Source organism: Spirochaeta cellobiosiphila DSM 17781, assembly GCF_000426705.1.
Classification (GTDB): domain Bacteria; phylum Spirochaetota; class Spirochaetia; order DSM-17781; family DSM-17781; genus Spirochaeta_E; species Spirochaeta_E cellobiosiphila.
The window spans coordinates 430731-454607 of the sequence record NZ_KE384556.1; the positions used below are offsets into that span (position 1 = coordinate 430731).

At 38.1% G+C, this 23877-nt stretch carries 17 protein-coding genes; 10 read left to right on the plus strand and 7 right to left on the minus strand.

Features of this window, described 5'->3' with window-relative positions:
* Positions 1 to 6 precede the first annotated feature (6 nt).
* The 3 genes from K345_RS21275 to K345_RS0114635 form a co-directional block, all read right to left on the minus strand.
* Positions 7 to 1704: a DEAD/DEAH box helicase gene (locus K345_RS21275; RefSeq protein WP_211227896.1), complete on the minus strand. Its 1698-nt coding sequence runs from the start codon at positions 1702 to 1704 to the stop codon at positions 7 to 9.
* Positions 1705 to 1869: 165 nt separating this feature from the next.
* Entirely contained in the window at positions 1870 to 3480 is a 1611-nt protein-coding gene (locus tag K345_RS0114630; RefSeq protein WP_028974801.1) for a methyl-accepting chemotaxis protein, read from the minus strand.
* A gap of 76 nt (positions 3481 to 3556) precedes the next feature.
* Positions 3557 to 4027 carry a hypothetical protein gene (locus K345_RS0114635; RefSeq protein ID WP_156888421.1) on the minus strand — a complete coding sequence of 157 codons (471 nt, stop codon included), beginning with the start codon at positions 4025 to 4027 and terminating at the stop codon, positions 3557 to 3559.
* A 102-nt stretch (positions 4028 to 4129) separates the two neighbouring features.
* Here K345_RS0114635 and K345_RS0114640 point away from each other — a divergent pair, with 102 nt between their 5' ends.
* Complete coding sequence (locus tag K345_RS0114640; RefSeq protein WP_028974803.1) at positions 4130 to 5356, plus strand: HD family phosphohydrolase; 1227 nt, start codon at positions 4130 to 4132, stop codon at positions 5354 to 5356.
* A 43-nt stretch (positions 5357 to 5399) separates the two neighbouring features.
* On the opposite strand, the gene K345_RS0114645 is transcribed toward K345_RS0114640, so the two are convergent.
* Both K345_RS0114645 and K345_RS0114650 read right to left on the minus strand, forming a co-directional pair.
* The gene (locus K345_RS0114645; RefSeq protein WP_028974804.1) at positions 5400 to 6575 is read right to left on the minus strand and encodes an MFS transporter; all 1176 of its coding nucleotides are present in this window, start codon (positions 6573 to 6575) and stop codon (positions 5400 to 5402) included.
* A gap of 7 nt (positions 6576 to 6582) precedes the next feature.
* Positions 6583 to 7563, minus strand: a complete 981-nt coding sequence (locus K345_RS0114650; RefSeq protein WP_028974805.1) for an ROK family transcriptional regulator — start codon at positions 7561 to 7563, stop codon at positions 6583 to 6585.
* Positions 7564 to 7669: 106 nt separating this feature from the next.
* Here K345_RS0114650 and K345_RS0114655 point away from each other — a divergent pair, with 106 nt between their 5' ends.
* The 9 genes from K345_RS0114655 to K345_RS0114700 all read left to right on the plus strand — a co-directional run bounded on the left by K345_RS0114655 (position 7670) and on the right by K345_RS0114700 (position 16770).
* Entirely contained in the window at positions 7670 to 8197 is a 528-nt protein-coding gene (locus K345_RS0114655) for a cysteine hydrolase family protein (protein ID WP_028974806.1), read from the plus strand.
* Positions 8198 to 8501: 304 nt separating this feature from the next.
* Positions 8502 to 8945, plus strand: coding sequence for a MarR family winged helix-turn-helix transcriptional regulator (locus K345_RS21280; protein ID WP_053228345.1), 444 nt, complete (start codon positions 8502 to 8504; stop codon positions 8943 to 8945).
* Between the two features lies 1 nt (position 8946).
* Positions 8947 to 10293: a TolC family protein gene (locus K345_RS0114670; RefSeq protein WP_028974807.1), complete on the plus strand. Its 1347-nt coding sequence runs from the start codon at positions 8947 to 8949 to the stop codon at positions 10291 to 10293.
* The gene (locus tag K345_RS0114675; protein WP_028974808.1) at positions 10293 to 12026 is read left to right on the plus strand and encodes an ABC transporter ATP-binding protein; all 1734 of its coding nucleotides are present in this window, start codon (positions 10293 to 10295) and stop codon (positions 12024 to 12026) included. Before K345_RS0114670 ends, K345_RS0114675 begins: the two co-directional genes overlap by 1 nt.
* Entirely contained in the window at positions 12023 to 13873 is a 1851-nt protein-coding gene (locus K345_RS0114680; RefSeq protein ID WP_028974809.1) for an ABC transporter ATP-binding protein, read from the plus strand. Before K345_RS0114675 ends, K345_RS0114680 begins: the two co-directional genes overlap by 4 nt.
* Before the next feature lie 25 nt (positions 13874 to 13898).
* On the plus strand, positions 13899 to 14810 hold the full coding sequence (locus K345_RS0114685) for an HlyD family secretion protein (protein WP_028974810.1): 912 nt from the start codon (positions 13899 to 13901) through the stop codon (positions 14808 to 14810).
* Between the two features lie 136 nt (positions 14811 to 14946).
* Complete coding sequence (locus tag K345_RS22495) at positions 14947 to 15561, plus strand: HAD family hydrolase (RefSeq protein WP_169714819.1); 615 nt, start codon at positions 14947 to 14949, stop codon at positions 15559 to 15561.
* A gap of 113 nt (positions 15562 to 15674) precedes the next feature.
* Positions 15675 to 16442, plus strand: coding sequence for an alpha/beta hydrolase family protein (locus K345_RS0114695; protein WP_028974811.1), 768 nt, complete (start codon positions 15675 to 15677; stop codon positions 16440 to 16442).
* Entirely contained in the window at positions 16435 to 16770 is a 336-nt protein-coding gene (locus K345_RS0114700) for a TfoX/Sxy family protein (RefSeq protein ID WP_028974812.1), read from the plus strand. The genes K345_RS0114695 and K345_RS0114700 overlap by 8 nt, the downstream gene beginning before the upstream one ends.
* Here the strand turns inward: K345_RS0114700 and K345_RS0114705 are convergent.
* Entirely contained in the window at positions 16758 to 18212 is a 1455-nt protein-coding gene (locus K345_RS0114705) for a histidine kinase dimerization/phosphoacceptor domain -containing protein (RefSeq protein WP_028974813.1), read from the minus strand. The two genes, K345_RS0114700 and K345_RS0114705, sit on opposite strands and share 13 nt — an antisense overlap.
* Positions 18213 to 18319: 107 nt before the next feature.
* Positions 18320 to 23851, minus strand: a complete 5532-nt coding sequence (locus tag K345_RS0114710; RefSeq protein WP_083963791.1) for an ATP-binding protein — start codon at positions 23849 to 23851, stop codon at positions 18320 to 18322.
* Positions 23852 to 23877: the final 26 nt, after the last annotated feature.

Below are 23877 nucleotides of genomic sequence, written 5' to 3' on the forward strand. Positions count from 1 at the left end.
TTGAATTTATTTCCTATATCGTTCAGTTTTACGTCTATTATCCCGGTATCGACGTTGCTGAGTGGAGCGACCATTGTTCTCAGCAATAGTAACACTAATGCTACGACCATGATGCTCTGCACCTTTAAAAGATCGTAGGATTAAATCCGCATATTTGTTAGGAACCTGAAATCTACTCTGGTTACGTAACAAATCAATAGCGCCAATAGGAATATGTCCTCGGCCTACTGTTTTATTGATGATTTCCAATAATTTGGGTACGGTAATCTTATCTCGACGTCCGATATTGATTTCCAATGTTTGCTGATCACGGCTTTGCGTAATTCGGGATCTTGAATCACCATAACTACTCTCACGACCTTCACCATAACTCTTGGCTGTTCTAATATCAGGGGCATCTTTGTATTCCCTTAGATAGGATTGGAATTCTAAGGAGAAGAATCGTTGGATCACATCTTCGAAGTCCATGGTCTCCAGGCGTTCCTTAAGGATGGGCCAGAATTCCTGAATAAGATTAGTGTCAACTTCAGCATTTTGCACTCTATCTACCAGAGCCAATAATTGATTTTGACAAACCTCTTCTCCAGTAGGAACTTCCATTCGTTCCATACGAGCACCTAAACTTCTTTCAATCTTCTTTAGCTTACGATGCTCAGAAGGAGTGATCAAACTTATACTAATTCCTTCTTTACCAGCTCTACCTGTTCTACCAGATCTATGTCTGTATGTTTCCCCTTCATCGGGAAGATCAAAGTGAAAGACGTGAGTTAAGCTGTTTACATCAATCCCTCGAGCGGCAACATCTGTTGCAACCAAGAGTGAAAGAGCTCCTTGACGGAACTTATGCATAACATAATCACGTTGTGCTTGACTTAAATCACCATGAAGAGCTTCTGCACGATATTTATCTTTAACAAGCCAATCTGCTACTTCCTGAGTTCCACGTTTGGTTCTGCAAAAAACGATTCCATACAATCCTGGATTAGAATCAATGGTACGTTTAAGAGCCGCGTATCGATCACTAGCTCTTACAAGATAATACTGATGTTTGATATTACCAGTTGGTTTGTTGATATTGCTGGCACGGATGGTCTCAGGATCAACCATGTAGTTTTTACCAATTCGTCTGATTTCTTCTGGCATAGTAGCTGAGAATAAACAGGTTCTTTTTCCTTCAGGAATAGAAGCCAGTATAGAATCCAAATCATCTTTGAACCCCATGTTAAGCATCTCATCAGCTTCATCTAATACAAGTATCTTGATTTGTGTGAAATCAACTTTGCCCCTATTAAGTAAATCTAAGATACGTCCCGGTGTTGCGACCACAATATGGGTCCCATTACGTAATTCTCTAATTTGAGTAGAGATATTAGCCCCACCATAAACAGAGGTAACCCTTAAGCCTCGCATCTTGGCTGAGTAGCTTTCAAGGTCCTTAGCGATTTGCAAACACAATTCCCTAGTAGGCGACAGAATCAAAGCTTGAGGTGTTTTAACATTAACATCAACCTTATTTAAAATAGGCAAACCAAAAGCTGCTGTTTTCCCTGTCCCTGTATGAGCTAAGGCAATAAGATCTTTATCACTGTCTAAAATGTATGGTATTGCCTGGCCTTGGACTGGCGTTGGTTTTTCATAGCCAATCTCATTAAGTCGCTCGAGAATTTCGGCTTTGAGGCCGAGTTCTGCGAAAGTTTTTTCCAAAATATATATCCTTATCTGTGTGTGCTTTAGGAGTGCACCGATAAGGCTGGGACTAAAAACCGGAGCACTTCCATTAAGGGAGTATTGACTATCCACCAACACAAAGTCAATGGTTCCGGCTCTATTTTAATTAACTAAGCTTAATATGAAGGCTTAAGGAAGTAATTATTCCTCATCGAGGTTGTTTATTTGGGTATTTAGCTCTTTGCTTCGAGATATAAGCTCATTGGAAAACTGATGTATCTCCTGTAAAGAGTTATTTATCAGGGACATGCCCTGTGATATTTCTTCCATTCCCGAAGTAATATGGGAAGACACATCAACAAGACCGGACATATCAGTATTGATACTATGAGATGATTTACTAATCACTGTTATACCTGTTTCCATTTCGCTTGATGACTCAGAGAGTGCTGTGGAGGTATTCAGAATATCCTTACCAGCATAATTCAATTCATCTGCACTACTTCTGATCTCGCCCATAGCAATAGATACACTATCAACTTCATCTTGTATCTCCTGAAAAAAGATACCAGTCGAATCTACTTGTTTGTTAGCCGTTTCGATGGAATCAATAAGTTCTTTTAAGCGATTACCAATCTCTTTGGCATTGCCTGATGATGATTCTGCGAGATTCCTGATCTCTTGGGCAACAACAGCAAAGCCCCGTCCCAGATCCCCCGCATGAGCAGCTTCTATGGCCGCATTCATAGCCAAAAGGTTAGTTTGAGCAGCAATCTTGGATATGACGCTCGTCATACCCCGAATATTATCCAAGTGACCAGTTACCTGGGAGAAAGCCTGCATGGTATTCTTAACGATTGACCCCCCTTCATTGGCTTTACTTTTTAGTAGGGATACCGATTGTTCTTCCTTGGCAATGATAGTACCAACAGACTTAATAGAGGCAACAATTTGCTCAATAGCTGCTGTTGCATGGGATACATTCATAATCTGATCTTTAACACGTTCCTCCATCTCGCCTACAGAGCTTTGCATCTCTTTTAGAATAGTTTGGGTGGATTTGATTCCTTTATCCAGGGACCCTATATTGGCGCCTATGGAAGATATGTTTTTATCTATTTCAATAACAGAATTTGAGGTTTCCTGAGAGTGCTGGAGCAAGACTTCTGATTTAGCCAATTGATCAGCGGAACTTCTGAGGATCTCCGACTCCCCTTCACTCTTTTTAATTAACAGATCCATTCGATCAACAGAGTCATTAATCACTGTATCAAAAATCCGTCGTGTAGCTATTATCGAAAAAGTTATGAATAGCATAGCAATGAGAGGATAAAGCACAGGGATCATGGTTAATCCCGTTCTATCAGAATTAGGAAGGAAAGCAAATACGACAGGCCAAAGAGATACAATATTGGCAAAGGCAGCGAGGCCGATCAGGTACCTTCTTTGATTAATAAAAAGACCTGACATAACCAAAAAAGATCCCATCACAACAGCATTTAGCGCTACCGTTTCTGGACCAGTATATGTTTCTAACATCCGGAGTATTCCCATAGCTAAAGAAACGAAGCAAAAAAGTAGTGTGGAAGAAAAGTTATATTTCTTGAGTAATAAACTAACAACACTTATGATCACGACCAATGCAATGGCCACATGAGATAATAAGTGAACTAAAGCAACACTGGACATCACATCTATCACTAATACTAAGCTGATAGAGAATAATATCATCACTTCAAACCAGAATAGGATAGGAACCTTTAAACGCACTTCATAGGATTGATCTTTATATTTTTCACTTAAATTAAACACAACTTTACTCCTACTTTATTAATACGAAAATATTTTAACTTGATCACTAGAATTAGGGTAGTGAAAATATCTCATTCTAGTCTATGATCTCCAATTCAAAGTGAACACGATACTCAGCCCAGCGGCGACGCTTGGTCCAAAGATCGTTATACTGATATCTTACAAGGAGATTGTATTTTTCTGGTTCCGACGTTTTTTCCTTTGAGACCTTTGGCAGTTGGTTAAACAAAATAGACATGGATAACGTTCGATTGCCCATTTGCTTTAACTCTGTATTAGTCAAAGAATATGTCTTTAAGGAATCTTCCTCTACGAGAACTTCCACATAACTTATATTTAAAGAATCAGATAGGTGAGTCTCATCTGGTATCTGAAAAAGCAATTCATAGGTATAGGAGGGGACTTGAGGAACAACGACATCTATGGGCAGGGAATCAAAAGGGATCACTAGAAAACTTTTTATTATCGATCTATTTGAAGTCGATGCGCAGGCTGATATTAAAAACAGAATTGATAGACCTAAGTAAATATTCTTCCTATATGTCATATTTATATTATGTGGATATCATCCCGGGAATATCAATATAGTTATTATTTATCATTGCAATCAGAAATGAATCACCTTTATAATATTTTATAGGATGAAAGTATGAGAGTAAAAAAAAACCAATTGCTTCATGTTCTTAAATTAAATTCAGAATTGAACGCGATAAAAGATAAAGATGTATTACTTGAAAGAATATTAACAGAAGTTCGTATTGCCCTTAATGCCGATGCAGGATCAATTTATGTTAGAGAGCAAGATCAATTAACCATTCATTATGCTCAAAATACTACTTTAGAATCGAAATTACCGCCAGGACATAAACTACCCTATAAGGTAGTAAAGGTACCTATTAATAAAAAATCCATATCAGGTTATGCCGCCTATACAGGAGAGGTAGTTAATATAAAAGATGTTTATCACATACCAGCTTCCGAACCTTACACTCATAACAAAGCTTATGATGAATTGTCTGGATACAAGAGTGTTTCAAATTTAACGATTCCCTTAGTTAACAATACTGGAACAGTATTGGGTGTGCTTCAAGTCATTAATGCCAAAAACCAGGAGGGAAAGGTTACGGCCTTTAGTAAAGATGATGTGATATTGGGAACAAACTTTGCAACCAATGCTTCTATGGCTCTGGAAAGAGCTCAGATGACACGAACTATGATATTACGAATGATAAAAATGGCGGAACTACGTGACCCCAAAGAAACAGGTGCTCATGTTAATCGAGTAGCCGGATTTAGTGTTGAGATATATGAACGATGGGCTCATAAACATTACATACCCCATGATGAAATACAAAAGACAAAGGATAACCTTCGCATAGCCGCTATGCTACATGATGTGGGAAAGGTATCAATATCCGATTTGATATTAAAAAAACCTGACAGGTTCACAAATGAAGAGTATGACATTATGAAAACCCACACCCTTCAAGGAGCCAGACTTTTCAGTGAAGGCAACTCTGACCTCGACGCATTAGCACGAATCATCGCCTTGAACCATCATGAAAACTGGGATGGCACCGGCTATCCAGGATGGATTGATCCAGAAACAAATACTCCCATTAAAACGAACTCCAATGGGCTGCCTCTCGGAAAGAAAGGAGATGAGATCCCCTTATTTGCTCGCATAGTCTCCCTTGCCGATGTCTATGATGCATTAAGATCAACAAGGGTTTATAAGAAGTCATGGGAAGAAGAAGATGTGGTGAATGAAATAATTAAATTATCAGGGGTTAAGTTTGACCCTGAATTAGTGGACATATTTACTGAGGCCCACACATCTCTACAAGGAATTGCGACTAAGTACAATGACCTCTAAAAGTTTAGCCTTGTGCACTCTCGATTGAGAGGGCACAAGTCCTCTATGCCTTTGTTCTTCGTACTAAAGCTTCAAAACTAATATATAGAATCCCAATGTAAACTAATATAAAGATAGGAAAGCTCTCCATAAAATGGGTACTGGCTACAAAGCCAAAAAAGGGAGGAAGAATGGTTGTTCCAATATAAGCAACGGCCATTTGATATCCCATTATGGATTGAGACTTGTCCCGTCCAAAACGAGCGGGGGTTTCATGAAGCATACAAGGATAGATAGGAGCACAACCTAAACCAACAAGTAAGAAACCAGCAACAGTGATAGGAAGTGGTAAGGGCAATATCATAAGAACGACACCTAGCAATATAATAGAAGCTCCTATACGTATCATCTGGTTATTAGTGAGTCGATAAGTGAGAGCCCCTGTTAAAAATCTTCCGATGGTAATAAAGGCAAAGAATAAAGAAACAAAGGTAGCTCCATCTGCAGGATTCAAATGTTTTACTTTATATAAATAGGAACCTCCCCACAAACTCATTGAAGCTTCAATACCGCAATATAATAAATACACAATCAAAGCAAAGGATACTCCTTTGATTTTAAAGACATCCATTATATTGAAGGATTGATTCTTCTTATGATCTTCTTCTCCTTCCTGTTTTTGTGGAACATTATGCACCTTCTTCCAAACAGGTAATGACACAATCAATAATACAACCAAGCCGATTTGGAAGATACCCACAAACCTATATCCTAATCTCCAGGAATGACCATGACTTAGTAAGTAAGACAAAATAAAAGGACCACTTAAGGCCCCCACGCCCCAAAAGCTATGAAGCCAACTCATATGTCGAGATTCATAATGTTCTGCCACAAAAGAATTTAAAGCAGCATCTACAGCGCCAGCCCCTATTCCTAATGGAAGCGCAAGGAGAATCAACCATAGATAATTAGGAGCAATAGAATAACCCAGTAAAGCTATAGCCGTGAGACTGACACTGGCTACTGTTAACTTGTCTGTTCCCATTTTTTTGATCAGCCAACCAGAAAACATACTGGATAAAATAGTTCCACCTGCTATTATCATTTGTATAATACCGGCATAACTATAAGGAACATCTAAATCCGGTTGTATAACAGGCCAGCCTGCCCCCAGGACAGCATCGGGTAAGCCCAGACTAATAAATGCTATGTATATTATTACTAATAATAGAGTTGCCATATATACCTCAATTAAATAATTTTTCTAACGTTATTGTTATAAGACCCTGTTCATAATCAGAACTAAAGTCGTCTACCCTGGTCAAAGAAGGGAAAGATCTTTGAGAAAGGAGAGTTTTACATTCTGTACCAATCTCATCCAGATATTCATCATCAATAAACTCTCCATACACAACGAGAGATTCTGGATCATAGAGAACCACTAGACTAACCAGTAACAAGGCAGCCGCTTTCACAAAAGCAGGTTTGTTATTAACAAGTTCTGCCCCCCATTTGATTCCAAAAGGAAGCCAACCAACTTCACCAGCAGAGTTTTTGGCTCCCTTAATCAGTTGGCCATTCCAACGAATACCTGCACCAGGACCAGAGTTACTAGCGAAATATACATATATTTCCGATTGTGCCGCTTCAAAACACTGCCCTCTTCCCATGACCGCGGCATTAACATCATTCTCTATAACAACAGGGATGTTATAGCGTTCCTGTAATTGTTGTATTAATGGAGTGCCCACAAGTCCTTTGTAGTCAAGAGAGACAATCTGCCCCTCATATTCGATACCCGGAAGACCTAAACTGATTGCACCTATTTGAGGAAACTTTTCAAACATTTTACCGATAACATTATTAATATATTCGGAATCTATATATGTGCACGATTCGATCTGAGAATCTAAAACTTGTCCATAGAGATCGATGATTCTGATATAAAGAGAATCCAGACCTTCCAGCTCTTTGCCGAAAATGACAAGTCCTAATTGAGACTGACTATTAAAGACATATTGCTGAGAAGGTCTCCCCCCATTGGAAGGAACACTTTCTCCTTCCTGTACTTTTCCCTGGTCTATCAGCTCATTCAAAAGAGATTTGACGGTCACAATAGTAAGCTTGGTGATATCAGCCAGCTCACGAATCGTTGCTTGCCTTTGATCCCGTAATGCCCTAATTAAAAGCTTTTTATTAATATCTTTAACATATAATGTACTCGCCATAAGGGCTTTATAAACATCTTTTATTAAGTTGTCAAGAAAGAGGATGCCATTTACTTACTTTTGAACTATTATACAAAAAGACATATCACTCTTATAGGAAAGAATAATGAAAAAAGCCCTTTTAATCATAGACGTACAGCAGGCCCTCATGGAGGAAAGCCCCTTTAAAGGAGAGGAAGTAATATCTAACATTAAAACCTTGGCAGAACTCTGTCGTAAAAAGAATATTGAAGTTATTTATGTGCAACATAATGATGACGAAGACTTATCCAAAGGGTCTACAGGCTGGCAAATCTGTACAGCAATAGAACCGAGACCTTCCGAAAAGATCTTCCATAAAAGATATAACTCAGCCTTCAAAAACACAGGTCTAAAAGAATACCTGGATCAAAAGGGGATTCAACAACTGCTCCTTACTGGTATGCAAACGGAGTATTGTGTAGACACCTCTCTTAAAGTGGCTTTTGAATATGGCTTTAATATCATTATCCCGGAACTAACAAATACTACCATAAGCAATGAATATTTTACTGGGGAAAGGATATATGAATACTACAATTTTAAAATATTTGATAAGAGATTTGGTGTGGTACAAAAACTTGATGACATCATTAAGGACCTTAAGATTGGCTAATATTACTTATTAAATTAGTAACACCATAGCACTTCCATAAGTAATACTTATGGAAAATATATATTATTCTGTATTGTATGAAATACGGGAAATCTTTAAACTAAAAAAGTAAAGACTTTTCCTTCCTATAAGCTGAATTAGCTTCGGATCCTGTTCTGAAGCTTTTTCTTTACCTAAGCACAAATCAAAATAGACATCCCTGGACATTCTTACTATGAGAGAGTTTTTCTATTGACCCTAAATCTTTTTAGATATATTACCTCCTTAATAGTTTAGTAACTTAAACAATAAAGAGGAGTGCTATATGGAACAAGATAATGCCCTGCTTATACTAGAATCCATCTCTTCCTTACAGAGAATCCTTCATAAAAGTATTTTTACAACCCTTAAAACATCACTAAGCATGAGTCAAATCATGGTTATGAGTCGTCTTATGAAGTGTCATAAATCCAATCAATCAGGGTTAAGAGTATCAGAGATAGCTACATTCATGGGAATCACCGTATCTGCAGTAACTCAAATCATTACAGATTTAGAAAAGAAAAATTATATAGGTAGACAAATGGATCCTCATGATAGAAGAGCCGTCAATGTGTACTTAACAGAGGATGGCGAAGCCATACTCAAGTCCTCAAGAAAACCTCTTGAAGAAAGCTTTCATCAATTGGCTCTCCAATTAGGGAATGATGATAGTAAAACTCTCATTAACTTACTTCACAAAGTAACCACTTTTTTTGAACAGGAATAACATGAATAAAACATTAATTACTACATTTTTAAGCATTTTACTCTTATCGCCTTCCTTAATAGCTCAAGATATAGACCTGTCACTATCAGAAGCTATTAATAGAACTCTATCAGGAGATACGAGGGTTAAATCATCCCAATTATCCATTCAAATTAATGAGGGAAAATTAAAAGAAACTCAGTTAGAACGTTTACCTTCTTTTAATCTAGGCGCCTCCTATACCAGATTAAGTCATATAAGATCTACAGTTAGTTTGGGAGCGGCCTCCTTTGACATAGACTCTAATGATAATGCTTATGCCCTAAAAGCAGATCTCCAATATCCCATCTACACAGGATTCCGTATTCAGGAAGCCATAAATTTAGCCAAGGAACAAGTTAGTAATAGTGCCTTACAACTGGAAGTTCTACAAAATGCCATTCGCTTTGAGACAGAAAGAGCTTACTGGGAGACCTTACGTGCTCAGAAAAACGTTTCCATGCTAAAGGAAAACCTTACCCTTACAAAACAAAACCGGAACATCACACAGGAAAAATACAAGAATGGAACAGTCCTAAAAGTAGATCTTCTGGAAGCTCGAATGAGATACGATCAAGCAGAAATGGATTTGGAAGCTGGTATCACTTATGAAAAGAAAGCTTCTATTAACTTGGCTGACTTAATCAATCTTACACAGACTGATGGTAAATTTACAGAACCTCTTTTTTCCCTGACAACAGATCCCTATCTTATTCAGATGTCCCAGGACCTTAGCTTAGAAGAATTAGTAAATAAAGCCCTCCTTAATCGCCCTGAAATAAAATCCAGCAATATGGCCATTCTAATGAGTGAAACCCAAAAGAAAATCCAAGAAGCTAACCTACAACCTACGGTATCTTTCTTTGGTAATTACACCTATGCAAACCCCAATTCCCGAGTGTTCCTTCAAAGCGATCCTGACTTTGTGGGGACATGGAGCTTAGGCGTAGGGATCAACTATGATTTGGGAGGACTTCCCTCACATATGACAGCAGCCAAAACCAGCCAGACTAGTATTAATAGAGCCCAGGTTCAAAGACAACAACAAGAAAATAGCATCATTAAGGACGTAAGGAATTGTTACCTGAGTTATACACAATTAAAAAAAGATCTAGATCATGTCAAGAAAATGCTGGGATCTGCACAAGAAAATGAAAGAGTAACAAAGCAACGTGTGGCCTCAGGAACGGCTAGCGATTTAGATCAACTTGAAGCCTCTGTCCTAAGACTGCAAAGAGAATTTGCTATTGTAAATAAACAGATTGATTTGCAAATTGCCACTGCTGATTTACTAAGAGCCACAGCCATACCAATGGAGATTAAGCCATAATGGGTAAATTATTAAAACTGTTTTTAGGGCCCTATGGGTTGTGGCTCATAGCAACCATAATCTGTGTCTTTGGACAAAGTATGGGCGAATTGTATTTACCCAATTTGATGTCAGATATCGTAAATAAAGGAATTACAAACAGTGATATTGACTATATCACTCGAACAGGGATCCTCATGCTACTTGTTACTATTGGGGGAGCGATATGTGCCATTATAGCCAGCTATCTATCTTCCCACCTAGCCATAGGTTTTTGTGAGGACTTAAGAACCGCCTTATTTACAAAGGTATCCAACTTTTCTTTACATGAGTTTGACAAGTTTGGAACCCCATCATTGGTGACACGAAGTACAAATGATGTCACCCAAATACAGAATGTCATGGTCATCGTCCAGAGAATGATGTTTAGAGCTCCTGTTACTGCTATTGGAGGAATGATATTAGCTTTACAAAAGGATAAAGGACTAGCATGGATTATCTTTATAGCCATTCCGGTTCTTGGTATATCAATTGGTTTAGTTGCCGCAAAAGGCTTCCCCCTCTTCCAATCTATTCAAAAGAAGGTTGACCATCTTAACTTGCTACTAAGAGAAAACCTCACTGGTATCCGTGTTATTCGAGCTTTTGACAAGGATGAATACGAGGAGAAACGTTTTACCACCGGGAATGAAGATTTAATGAAAACATCCGTGAGGGTTAACCGGATTTTTGCTTTATTATTTCCTTTAATGATGTTCATTATGAATGGAACAACTATTGCCATCCTATGGTTTGGTAGCCACCGTGTGGATAGAGGTTTGTCCAATATTGGTGACATGATTGCCTTTCTCCAATACGGGATGCAAATACTGGGAGCTTTTATCATGGCTTCAGTTATGTTCATCATGATTCCAAGAGCACAAGCTTCAGCAGAGCGTATTAATGAAGTACTGGAAACAGAGAGTGATCTTAATGATCCAGAAGTTAGTGTCACCCCTGAGACTGACTATAGGGGACATGTGGAATTTAGAAATGTATCTTTCCACTATCACGGAGCAGAGTCACCCGCCCTCTCAAAGGTATCCTTCACAACCGGTCCGGGAGAAACAACAGCCATTATTGGAAGTACAGGGAGTGGAAAATCAACTCTCCTTAGTTTGATCCCCCGCTTTTATGACATTAGTGAAGGAGAGATCCTGGTGGATGGAGTCAATGTAAAAGATATGACCCAGAAAGATCTTAGATCACGTATTGGGTATGTCCCTCAGAAAGCACTACTCTTTACAGGATCTGTAGCTGACAACATCCGTTATGGAGACGAGACAGCCTCAGATGAAGAAGTAGCACGAGCTGCCCGTATTGCCCAAGCAGAAGACTTCATCTCTGATATGCCATTGAAGTTTGATTCTCCTATATCACAAGGGGGAAGCAACGTATCCGGTGGTCAGAAACAAAGACTATCCATTGCAAGAGCCCTGGTAAGGCGACCAGAAATATACCTTTTTGATGATAGTTTTTCTGCTTTGGATGTAAAGACAGATGCCAACTTAAGAGAAGCCCTGGGAAAAGAAACCAAAGAAGCCACTGTAATCATTGTCGGCCAGAGGGTCTCGTCCATTATGAACTCAGATCGAATCATTGTTCTGGATGAGGGACAAGTTGTTGGAGTTGGTACACACACAGAATTGTGCAGGACATGCCAAGTCTACAAAGAGATCGTTAACTCTCAATTAACGGAAGAAGAAACAGCATGAGTGATAACAAGAGAAAACCACCAGCACCTGGCTCAATGGGCAGAACTAATGCTCCAGCCAGGAAAGCCAAGGACATAAAAGGGACCATTCTTCGTCTTGTAAAATACTTTAATGTCCGTAAAGTCCAATTAGGAATTGTGGTATTACTGGCTATATTTAGTACGGCCTTTAATATAATTGGGCCAAAACTGCAAGGGAAAGTTACAACTAAACTCTATGAAGGATTCATGGGTAAATTCGTAGCTATAAAACTGGGAAAACCAATGCCTAGCTTAGATTTCAATTACATGGAGAAAATCCTACTACTAGTATTGGGACTGTATTTAATCAGTGCTTTATTAGGCTATTTGCAGAGTTTATTAATGTCCGATGTTGCTCAGAAGATTGTTTTTGATATACGGGAAGAGGTTAATAAAAAGCTTCATAGACTTCCACTAAAATACTATGATAGTCAAAGTCATGGAGAAGTAATGAGCCGTGTTACCAACGACATTGATAATATCGCTAATACCCTTCAACAAAGTTTAACTCAATTTATTACATCAACTTGTACAATCTTGGGAATACTAATCATGATGTTGTCCATTAGTCCCTTACTAACCTTGATCAGTGTACTAACATTACCAACAGCCATGCTTGGAACCTTTGGCATAGCAAAAAGATCTCAAAAGTTTTTTGGAGATCAGCAAAAAGAATTAGGCAATATGAATGGGCATGTGGAGGAAATGTACAGTGGTTTTACCATTATCAAATCCTTCGACAGAGTGGAAGAATCAAAAGAAAAGTTTTCCAAAATCAATAAGAACTTAGGAGAAGCGGGTTGGAGAGCTCAATTCATCTCAGGAATTGTTATGCCTGTTATGAATTGTATTAACAATATTGGTTATGTATTGATATGCGTTGTGGGAGGCGTTTTAACATCCAAGAACATTATAGACCTTGGTGATATTCAGGCATTTATTCAATATTCGCGCAGGTTCAATATGCCTATATCACAACTATCTAACATAGCCAATGTCCTGCAATCAACTCTAGCTTCTGCAGAACGGGTCTTTGAAGTATTAGATGAACCAGAACTGGAACCAGATCACAAGGATGCCTATGCAATTGATAAACCAGAGGGATATGTCACTTTTAAAGATTTGCAGTTTGGTTATCTAGAAGACCAACTTCTAATGGACGGTGTGAATCTTAAGGTTACTAAAGGTCAAACAGTAGCTATTGTAGGCCCTACTGGAGCAGGGAAAACAACCCTTGTAAACCTACTCATGAGATTTTATGAAATCAATGGCGGTTCCATCAGCATAGATGAACATGATGTACGTGATATCACCAGAGGTTCCTTGCGAAAATCCTTTGGAATGGTATTACAAGACACATGGTTATTTAAAGGTTCCATAAAAGACAACATAGCTTACGGTTGTGATAATGCAACAGAGGAAGAGATCCATAGAGCAGCCATTGCCGCTCACGCAGATCACTTTATCAGAGCTCTACCACATGGTTATGACACGATTATTAATGAGGAAGCTAGTAATCTATCCCAAGGGGAAAAGCAGTTATTAACTATTGCAAGAGCTATTTTATCTGATCCAGCTATACTCATCCTTGATGAGGCTACAAGTAGTGTAGATACACGAACAGAAGTTTATATACAAAAGGCTATGAACAGATTAATGAAGGGACGAACCAGCTTTGTCATTGCGCACCGATTATCAACAATCAGGGATGCTGAAAAAATAATTGTCATGAATAAAGGTAATATAATTGAGTCCGGGAATCATCATGAGTTACTCGAACAGAAAGGATTCTATGCGGATCTATACAATAGTCAATTTGCCGAGTAATCAGGCAGCATGAGGAGATAAGAGAATGGAAAAAGAAAAAAAAGGGCGTAAAGAGCCTAAAATAGTTAGTCGAATTATTGTTATTATCGTTGTCTTGGCAGTTGCAGCTTGGGGTATTACAAAGACAATTGACACACTCAAGTATGTAAGCACCGATGATGCCTCTATTGATGGAAAACAATTTAACCTAAGTTCAAAGATGCTTGGGAGAATTAGTAAAATTAATGTCAAAGAAGGTGATAAAGTTAATGCAGGTGATATCCTTATAGAACTTGACTCTACAGATCTTAAAGCCCAGCAAACACAGGCACAAGCCTCTTTGGTTTATGCCCGTAAAAACCTACTACTTGCACAAATCAATCAAGATAAAGCTAGTGATGACTATGACAGAATAAAAGGTCTATACAAAAGTGGAGCCACTACAAAAGAAAGCTATGATCATGCAGTAAGCGCTTTAGAGGCAGCAAAGGCACAATACAATGTAATGCAAGCCCAGGTTGACACTTCCCAAGCTCAGATTGGGGTCATAGAAGCTCAGCTGATGAACACCAGAATTCCTTCACAAATAGATGGAATTATAGATACCATTGAACAGGAAGAAGGAGACGTGGTTCAACCCAGCCAAACCATCTTAACAGTTAATAATTTGGATAAACTTTGGGTTATAGCCAATATAAAAGAAACAAAGATCAACCGAATAAAGGAAGGTGCAACAGTAAGAATTACTGTTGATGCCCTCCCCCACCAAACACTATTGGGATCAGTGGACAAGGTTTATCCCGGGATCGTGGCTCCTGCCTTTCAAATTGGTGAATTTACCAAAACGACTCAAAGAGTACCTGTAAAGATTCAATTCCATAATATTCCTTCTGATTTTCAATTATTACCAGGATTATCAGTAGAGGTGAAAGTAGAAGGCAAAGCGCAACTATTCTAGATATTTGTATCACCACAAAGAACTTATGGCTTTGTGGTGATACCTTGACCATTAAGTATACCGAGGCCGTTCGATCAAACATTTCTTTCCTTCTATTCGTTTGTCAGATAAGCAGATCAAGTATAGAATGATATATATGAAATACATACTCTTTGACATTGATGGTGTACTTCTCAGGCCTACTATGTATTATGAACAATTTCTGGAAGAACGAATTTTACCTAATGCAACTAGTGTACTACAGCAATTCTATCATGAGGGGACAGCCTGTTTGACAGGAGAACAAGATCCTCTTAGGGCGATAACACCCTATCTGGAAAAATTGGGTTGGCAATTAACTCCAAAAGAATTTTATGACAGTAAGAACGATTTTGAACAGAAATATTTAGATAAGGAATTACTCATCCGGATATTAAACTTACGTAAACAAGGGTACAAATGTTATCTAGCTACTGATCAAGACCAAAACCGGAAATCTTATCTATTATATAAGATGAATCTGTCCTGTTATTTTGATGGTTGGTTCATCTCTTCTGATTTAGGCTTTAGAAAAATAAGCCCCCAATTTTGGTACAAGGTTTTGGAACACTTTGGTATAAAAACGGGAGAAGAAATTTTATTTATTGATGATCGTAAATCCAACATAGATATGGCAAAACAGTTTGGCATTAATGGTCTACATATATCAGATGAAAAACAAATACTACTACTTAGCCAACATATAGATGATAATTCGCTGTGTGATTTGTAACCTTTTCGAATTGACTGCAATAATAATAGTAAAAGGAATGATTATTACTCTTATTTAAATACTGCCTAATTCCCTGCTTGTTTTGTTCTTTGTTAGTTCTTAAAATGGATCTTATGGCGACACAAACAATTGATGAACTTGATGTACTTTTAGTCTTACCTCAGAAGGAAACTCTGCATAAGAAGCAATTAGTATTATGGCTACCTTATTTAGGAGGAACGAAAGAAGGGGTAAAACCTCACCTGGATTACTTAGCTAGCCAAGGGTATCATGCCTTAAGTATTGATCCCTACAGACATGGCGGAAGATCTCGACTGAGTCCCAAGGATCTACATCAATTAGTGTTTAGCAATTTTAGAACCTATATGTGGGAAATATTAGGTAGAACGATCTTAGATTCCATGAAAGCCATAGATTGGTGTTTAAAGGAATTACCATTATCCCCCCAGGTTCTAGCGGGAGGGCTCTCAATGGGAGGTGACATTGCTATTAGTTTATCCTTAGTAGATGCGAGAATAAGCAAAGTTGCAGCCCTTGGTTCAACGCCGGATTGGACACGACCAGGGATGACTGAAGTCTTTGATTCAAATAAGATAATCCCTCAAGGATCGCCCTCGTTCCTATCTCAGTGGTATAAGGATCAGTTTGATCCCATGACAAGACAACTTCCTTCTGATAAGAATTTAAATTACCACATCACTCTAGGAGAACTAGATACCCATATCAGTCCTAATATGGTACGACCATTCGAGGATAAGATTCTTACCCCTCATAGCAATAGCAAAATAAAAATAGATATCATTCCTGATGTTAATCATATCGAATTACTACAGAATGAAGATCTCATATATAAGGTTCTTAGGAGATTAATCCATGGCTAGTGATATTGACTATATGAGTTACATTGCAGAGCAAGTTAAAGAGGCGGGACAGATTACTTATCGAAAGATGTTTGGAGAATATGCTCTATACTGTGATAGGAAAGTGGTTGCCCTAGTATGTGACAATCAATTATTCGTCAAACCCACAAATGCGGGTAGGCAATTCATTGGTGAACCACAAGAACATCCTGCATATAAAGGTGCTAAACCAAGCTTTTTGATAGAAGACCGGATTGATGATAAAGAATGGTTAACAGAATTGATCTACCTTACAGCTAAAGAACTCCCCCTACCTAAACCGAAGAAAAAGAAAACTCAAGAACTGTAATGAGTGTCGACAAACTCTACTTTACAGTACATTCCTTTACTCCCATCAAAAAGGACAGTCCCATTCATTTGGTTTTCTGCTATTGTCTTAATCAACAGGAATCCCAAAGACTGAGATTCTTCCAAAGAAAAATCTGAAGGAAGACCAACGCCATTATCCTGATACTCAATAGTAATATAACCATTCCCATTGTATTTTGCTGATACAAATATTTCTCCCTCTGTTAAATTGGGGAAGGCATACTTAATGGAATTAGTGATTAATTCATTCATGATCAATCCACAAGGAACAGCATAATCAAGAACTAAAGGTATGTGTTCTAATTTGGTATTAAGAGAGATATTTAAATCACTTCTATCAAAAGAACCTATTATAAGAGCCAATAATTCAGCAATATACTTATCCAGATAGATATGAGACAAATCATCTGAGCGGTATAGCATTTGATGAACTAATGCCATAGACTGTACCTTTTTTTCTAAATCCCATATAACAGTCTTTATCTCTTTTTTGTCTGTTTCATCTGCCTTAAGGGATAAGATAGAAGAAATAACTTGTAAATTATTTTTGGTTCTATGATATAGCTCTCTAAATAAATTATCCCGTTCTGATAGAGTATTTTCGAGTTCCAAAGTTCTTTGTTGAACCTGATCTTCCAAGCCCTTATAGGAACTTTTTATTTTTTTGACCATCTTATTAAACCCATCCGCTAAGAGGACAAATTCCTTACTCCCTTCACCTAGAAAAACTTGTTGGTCAAAAAGACCCTTCTCTATATCTTCTACAGCATGTATCAAGACCCCCAGTGGATTTCGAATGCTTGTGATGAGATTAAGAATAATTAGAAACCCAATAACTAAAGCAGCAAATGTTAATATATAGGCTAGGGTTATACTTTTATCTGACTTAACATGTGAACTATTCAGATATTCTGAAGCTTTATTTTGAGCAAAAACACTTAGATACTCCATTTCCCTTTCAAAAACCAGCTGATTATTCATGGAACCAAATGTTGATATACCCCCGCCTGATTCCATATACTGATTTATACGTGATTCACGAGAGCTCCGCCATTTTTCATATTCCCTGTAGGCGATGTTCATTCTGTCCATATCACCAAGAAATCTTTCCTTTACAACAGAAAAATCATCTTCAATGAGTTTGTCCCATTCTTTTATCTGGGCCAGATATAGCTCTTCTTGGCTTTGGTTCCAATGAGGAGATTCAGCAATAGCTCTCTTTATTTTCTCAATATTTAATTGTATTCTTAGTAAGGCGTTGCTGACTGAGAAAGGATGGTTATAAGTTAATTCTGTTAACTCCCCTATATCCCGCATCTCATTAATTATGAATAGATTAAGACTACCAAAAAGAATAAAAAACATAATATAGGTAGCTTTCAATAAAGTTAGTACTGAAAAACGATATCCATTATTACTCATAGACAATCCCTTTAAGTAAACATCTATTACTAAGCATATGGATATTGGTTGAGACATCAATGGAGAAAGAAAAAAAGCTGCCCTCAGGCAGCTTTTCTGATTTAGATTTATTTCTTATATTTCTTCATGCCATTCTCTACAACACGAACAACATAAGGACGCATTTGCTTGGCAGTGATTATATCATCAATAGAACCTACTGATTTAGCTCTCTCAACAGAATGAATCTTATCAAAGCGTTGACCAAGTTCAGTCTGCTTCTCATTTTTAACCTTAGAAAATAAGGTGTCAAAATCTTTTTGACTACATTTCTTTTGATTAAGCTCTTCCTGCTTATCAATGATTCGTTGATCAGAGTAAGTATCTTTCAATACATCCCTTGGGAAAACAACCGCCGCAGCTGGAGCTCCACCAAGAACAGAGGCATAAGATCCTTGTATCGCTGCAGATTTTAAGTTCGGGTTAAGAGACTTGGAGAATACAACATAGGCACCTCCATGATATCTTGAAGTAACAACGAAAGCTATTGGACCTTCAAAGTTAACGATAGCTCTGCCGATTTCTGCACCATACTCCAATTGCAATCTTCTGAGTGACTCAGGTGATCCATCAAAACCAGACAAGTTCGCAACGATTACTAAAGGAAGTCTCCTGGAATAGGCATTAATACCTCTCGCAATTTTCTTACTTGCTTTAGGGAATAGAGTTCCTCCATTCCAACTCTCAGGACCATCAAAAGGGATAGATCCTACACGACTTAAATTACGACTTTCTATTCCAATCATTCCCACAGGATACCCACCTATTTGAGTTTCCCAAACAATGGAGGTATCAGCATCCTGCATATTTCTCCATCGTTCCAAATATCCAGAATCAGAATCAATCAAAGCATTCATAACCTGTCTAACATCAAATGGTTTTTTTCTTTCTCCATTCTTTTCTAGACTGAATATATCTCCAATAGTCTCAAAACCTTGTCCCAGAAAATCCTTATAGGGAGTAACGGTAATATCACGATCTACAGGGTCAATACTAACACGGCGGCTTGGATATACTTCACCAGGTGACACATAGGTATATCGATAATGCTCAAATAAGACTTGATAAGCGGCCGCTAAGTTGGACACTTTGATTTGAGATTGTCCATTTGGTCCCATGATCTTCTCAGCTCCACCGATGTCTAGATTGGTTTCACCAGATACGGATCCAGCAAAATCCAATGCCTTTTTACCTGTAAGCAACATGGAAGCTTCCTCTGTCATTATTAAGAGACCTTTAGTGTGCATTAGCATGGTAGCTTCAGCATTCCAATAAGACTGTGCTCCTACATTGACCCCTGTTACAATGATATTGATCTCTCCACCTTTCTGAGTAAACTCTATAATTTTCTTAAGAGTTACAGCAGTCCAGTCTAAGTTTTCAGTACCACTTTCCATATTAATCTTGGCCCCGGAGGAAATAGGAAGCCATTCTACTGGTAAGTTCATTTCATCAGCCAAGTCGATCGCAGCATTAATTCTACGACATTCAGGTTCAGATAGAGAACCTAAATCCTTTGTTGGATCAGCCAGGATGAGGACTCGTTTAATAGGTACTTCAAGAGAATCATCATAATTAGTGATGATACCAAAAATAACATTAGAGTCATTCTCACCAGGAGCTCTATCAGAAACACATATAGTCTCCTGTTCTTCCTTACTAGAGACATACCTTACGTCGTATTCCTGGAATTCTCCTTTAAGGGTTTCCTGATCCCTGGAAAAACCTGCAGAGGTCAACATCTTAATGATTTCATAAGGATAAACGGTATTCCTTTGTCTGGCCTTAACAACCTTGGACACATAGCTATCCAATGTAGCTAAAGGTTGAGAGGAAGGAGTTCTCACTCTCAAGCTGAATTGATCTTGGGTTACAGTAAGGAAGTTTAATTCTAACTCCCTGATTACTTTTTCACTCCAGCGTTTGCGTCTGGTATAGACAACAAGCTTTTCAACACCCAGGTCTTTTGTTCTAGCGGTTAACTTCTGACCATACATTTCTAATTGTTTTGTTCTAATTCCCAACAAAGTTCTGTTGTACATAATGATCCGGTTCCACTGTAAACGGTACCGATACCTTGCCTGAGCGGCTCGCATTACATAAATAGCTTCTAAAAGATGAGTTTCAAACATAACCAATCTGTTGATGTCATCGTCTTCATTTAACTCAGGTTCAATCTCAGATACATCCGCTAATCCAATCAAACGTATGTCTTTAGGATTTTCTTTTGATGTAGCTTCTAATAAAAATACCCCTTCATTCTGATACAGGATATTCAAATTGAAGTTCATCAGTCGGCGTACTCGTAACTCTCGGAATTGAAGAGGACTAAACCCTCTCCTCAATTCATCTTCAACAAGCCCCTCATTCCAGGTATAACTACGATAACTATGAGTTCTTGCGGTTGTGAATATGCCGACTGATAACCAATCTGCTTTGAAAGCATCAGTCCTCACTTGATCATGGAAGATATCTAAAGAGTCTTTTGAACCTTCACAATGAATAAATAGACAAACTTCTACTTTCTCACCGACTTTGACATGATCTAACCATTTTTGAATAGGCAAGGTTTTCGTTAGGTCTTTATCTGTTAGATAGACATTTAAAGAACTTCTCTCCTTTCCCTCATAGGTACTTACCACCTTATGGAGGAAAGTTTCTCCGCAGAGTAATCCTTCACTAGCAATAACCTTTCTATCTCTATTTTGACGCTCTGCTAAAACTTGTAGAGCGATTTGGCTAATTTGTTCATCCTTTTTGTTAAACAATCCTAAAATGTCATACATAATATACGGACTGGAATCTACGAGCTTATTGATATAAGCATCGATATTCTTGGACTTGGCTAATTGCTCAACCATCTCCTGTAAAGTTTTATAATTTTCCTTCTTAAGATCTTCCAGTTTCTGAATATCAATAACACGATACCGCGCATGAATAGCAGCATCAGCTAAACTCTGAGCCGTTGTTTGGGATAGCTCAATAATAGCATCAATATTCTTGGACAATTCGTTATGATACTCTCGATCAATATCCATTACTTCAATAGCTTCAAGAACTTTTAGAATAGCTTTTTGCTTTGTATCAATGGAAGTTCTACTTCTAAAGGCATAATACAATGCAATGTTAATGCCTTCTGTATCCCCATCGAGTGAAGGATAACAGGCTTTCATCTCATCAAGCATATCAAGGAATTCCTGTGGCAATCCCTTCTCTTTATCTTGAGATCTCCTAAAATAATGACTTAGCATTTCCTGGTATGTTACAGGACGACTAAAGGTATCAGCTTCTACTTCTTTACTAATAAATAGACGCTCAATTCTATAATAGTAGCCTAGAGCTTGAATGAATGTTTGAACTAAATCGTCTTTAAGATGGGGATGCTCTTCAGAGTACTCAACCATTGCAGCGAGAGAACTTTTAAATTCCCCTCTAGAATCATATCCAAGGAAAAGGGCTTTAAAATCCTTTTTTATACCAGACCATATATCTTTTTCACAATTGGAACATTGATTAAAGGGAACAGGGTCTACTTCAGAATGACTTTGCTCTTCTTCCCCTTCCACCTCGATTTGAACAAGAGATTGTCCTGCAGCTATTTGAGCCCCAGGTATAACACAAATCTCTTTTACAATACCATCAGAAGGAGCTTCTACAAGCATTTCCATCTTCATGGCTTCAAGGATTAGAAGAATATCACCTTTCTTCACTCTATCGTTCTCTTTGACATTCACAGATAAGACAACAGAGGGAGAAGGAGATTTAACATATCCCCCTGATTCGCTTTCAAGGAAGACAGGAGAACCATCTACTTCACATTGTAAAGTATCACCACGAGGTATAATAAGGATATTATGAGTCTTTCCATTGACTGTAAGTACAGATTCCTGATCTAGAACTTGATACTGGCAAACCAAAGTTTTATCATCAATCGATAAATGATAGTGATGATCACCTACATAACGAACGAGGAAATTATAAGTATTACCCTGAGAAGATATATTAACTTCATGACCTTCTGCTTTTAGAGCATAACGGGGTCGGCCCATTCGCTGAATTTGTTCCTGGAAGTTAAGAAACTCTTCTTTGGATTCCTTAATATACATCTCAACAGCACCTGCCATGAGAGCAACTTCAACTAAGTCTGGTTCAGCAATAATTTTTCTGTTTTTGATAAGATCTTCTACAAAGCCTGTATGAATACCGCCCTTTTTCACCTCTGGATTATCAAGAAGTTCAAGTAGAAAAGATCTATTGGTTGTACCATTCTGAATTTTTATACGTAATTCTTTAAGAGCTCTCTTGAGACGAGCCATGGTCTCTTCTCTGGTTGGAGCAGAGGCTATGATCTTAGCGACCATAGAGTCGAATTCACTTGGAATATCCGAACCTTGCTCAATACCAGAATCGATTCGAATACCAGGCCCGGATGGAGCTTTAAATAATTCTACCAAACCGGGAGCTGGACTAAAGTCTCTATCAGGATCTTCTGCGTTCAACCGAACTTCCATTACCCAGCCATTTGGCTGTCGATCTGATAGATCAACAACATTACCTAATGCCGCATCAATCTGACCTTTGACAAGGTCAATACTATAGAGGGTTTCTGTAATAGGATGTTCTACTTGTAATCGGGTATTAACTTCCATAAAGAAGAACTGTTTTCGATTGAGGTCATACAAATATTCAACAGTTCCTGCACCAACATAACCTGCGGCCTTAATAAGTCTGGCAGCAGCTGCCTGCATAGCTTCCATTACTTCTGTGTCAAATCCAGCTGGTGGTGTCTCTTCAATGATTTTTTGATTCTTACGTTGGGCAGAACAATCCCGAACTCCAAAAGTATTCACATTACCATGAGCATCCGCTAAACATTGAACCTCTAAGTGACGTCCTTTCTCTACGAGAGCTTCTATAAATACAATATCATTTCCGGTTATTCTAATCGTTTCTTCTTTAGCAGATTTAAATTGTGATTCTAATTCTTCAGGAGTCCTAACAAAACGGATTCCCCTACCACCACCGGCATTACTGGCCTTAACAATAACAGGATATCCAATATCTTTTGATATTTTCTTTGCTTCTTCTAAGCTATCAACAGATTTCTTACTCCATGGAAGGATAGGAACATCAGCTTTCTCTGCTATTTCCTTGGCCGTAATTTTATCACCTAGTTCTGCCATGGCTTTTGAACTTGGCCCCATAAAGACTATTCCAGCTTGTTCAACCTTTTCAGCAAAGATAGAATCTTCTGAAACAAATCCCCAACCGACCCAAATTGCTTGAGAATCACTGGTTTTGATAGCTTCTAACATTAATTCATGATCAAGATACGGGCTTTTTTGCTTACCTGGGAAGGAGGACAGGGCTGATAATGCTAAGCTATCATCAGCCATCTTAACGAAAGGAGCATGCTCCTCCTTATCTATATAATAAGCAACAGTCTTAAGATCTGTCCCGTGTAATGCATTATACTCTTTTACAGCGCGAATGAAACGAAGTGCTGCTTCGCCTCGGTTAACAATACCGATACGGTCATTATTTTCCAACTTCTTAATGAGCATGTCTGACACAATAACTCCTTTTGCTTTAAGTACCATAATTGAATAAATTTAGACTTATATTC

Coding starts and splice junctions, on each gene's coding strand:
- K345_RS0114635 (WP_156888421.1), bottom strand. CDS start 4,027: ATGACATATAGGAAGAATATTTACTTAGGTCTATCAATTCTGTTTTTA.
- K345_RS0114640 (WP_028974803.1), top strand. CDS start 4,130: ATGAGAGTAAAAAAAAACCAATTGCTTCATGTTCTTAAATTAAATTCA.
- K345_RS0114645 (WP_028974804.1), bottom strand. CDS start 6,575: ATGGCAACTCTATTATTAGTAATAATATACATAGCATTTATTAGTCTG.
- K345_RS0114650 (WP_028974805.1), bottom strand. CDS start 7,563: ATGGCGAGTACATTATATGTTAAAGATATTAATAAAAAGCTTTTAATT.
- K345_RS0114655 (WP_028974806.1), top strand. CDS start 7,670: ATGAAAAAAGCCCTTTTAATCATAGACGTACAGCAGGCCCTCATGGAG.
- K345_RS21280 (WP_053228345.1), top strand. CDS start 8,502: ATGGAACAAGATAATGCCCTGCTTATACTAGAATCCATCTCTTCCTTA.
- K345_RS0114670 (WP_028974807.1), top strand. CDS start 8,947: ATGAATAAAACATTAATTACTACATTTTTAAGCATTTTACTCTTATCG.
- K345_RS0114675 (WP_028974808.1), top strand. CDS start 10,293: ATGGGTAAATTATTAAAACTGTTTTTAGGGCCCTATGGGTTGTGGCTC.
- K345_RS0114680 (WP_028974809.1), top strand. CDS start 12,023: ATGAGTGATAACAAGAGAAAACCACCAGCACCTGGCTCAATGGGCAGA.
- K345_RS0114685 (WP_028974810.1), top strand. CDS start 13,899: ATGGAAAAAGAAAAAAAAGGGCGTAAAGAGCCTAAAATAGTTAGTCGA.
- K345_RS22495 (WP_169714819.1), top strand. CDS start 14,947: ATGAAATACATACTCTTTGACATTGATGGTGTACTTCTCAGGCCTACT.
- K345_RS0114695 (WP_028974811.1), top strand. CDS start 15,675: ATGGCGACACAAACAATTGATGAACTTGATGTACTTTTAGTCTTACCT.
- K345_RS0114700 (WP_028974812.1), top strand. CDS start 16,435: ATGGCTAGTGATATTGACTATATGAGTTACATTGCAGAGCAAGTTAAA.
- K345_RS0114705 (WP_028974813.1), bottom strand. CDS start 18,212: ATGAGTAATAATGGATATCGTTTTTCAGTACTAACTTTATTGAAAGCT.
- K345_RS0114710 (WP_083963791.1), bottom strand. CDS start 23,851: ATGGTACTTAAAGCAAAAGGAGTTATTGTGTCAGACATGCTCATTAAG.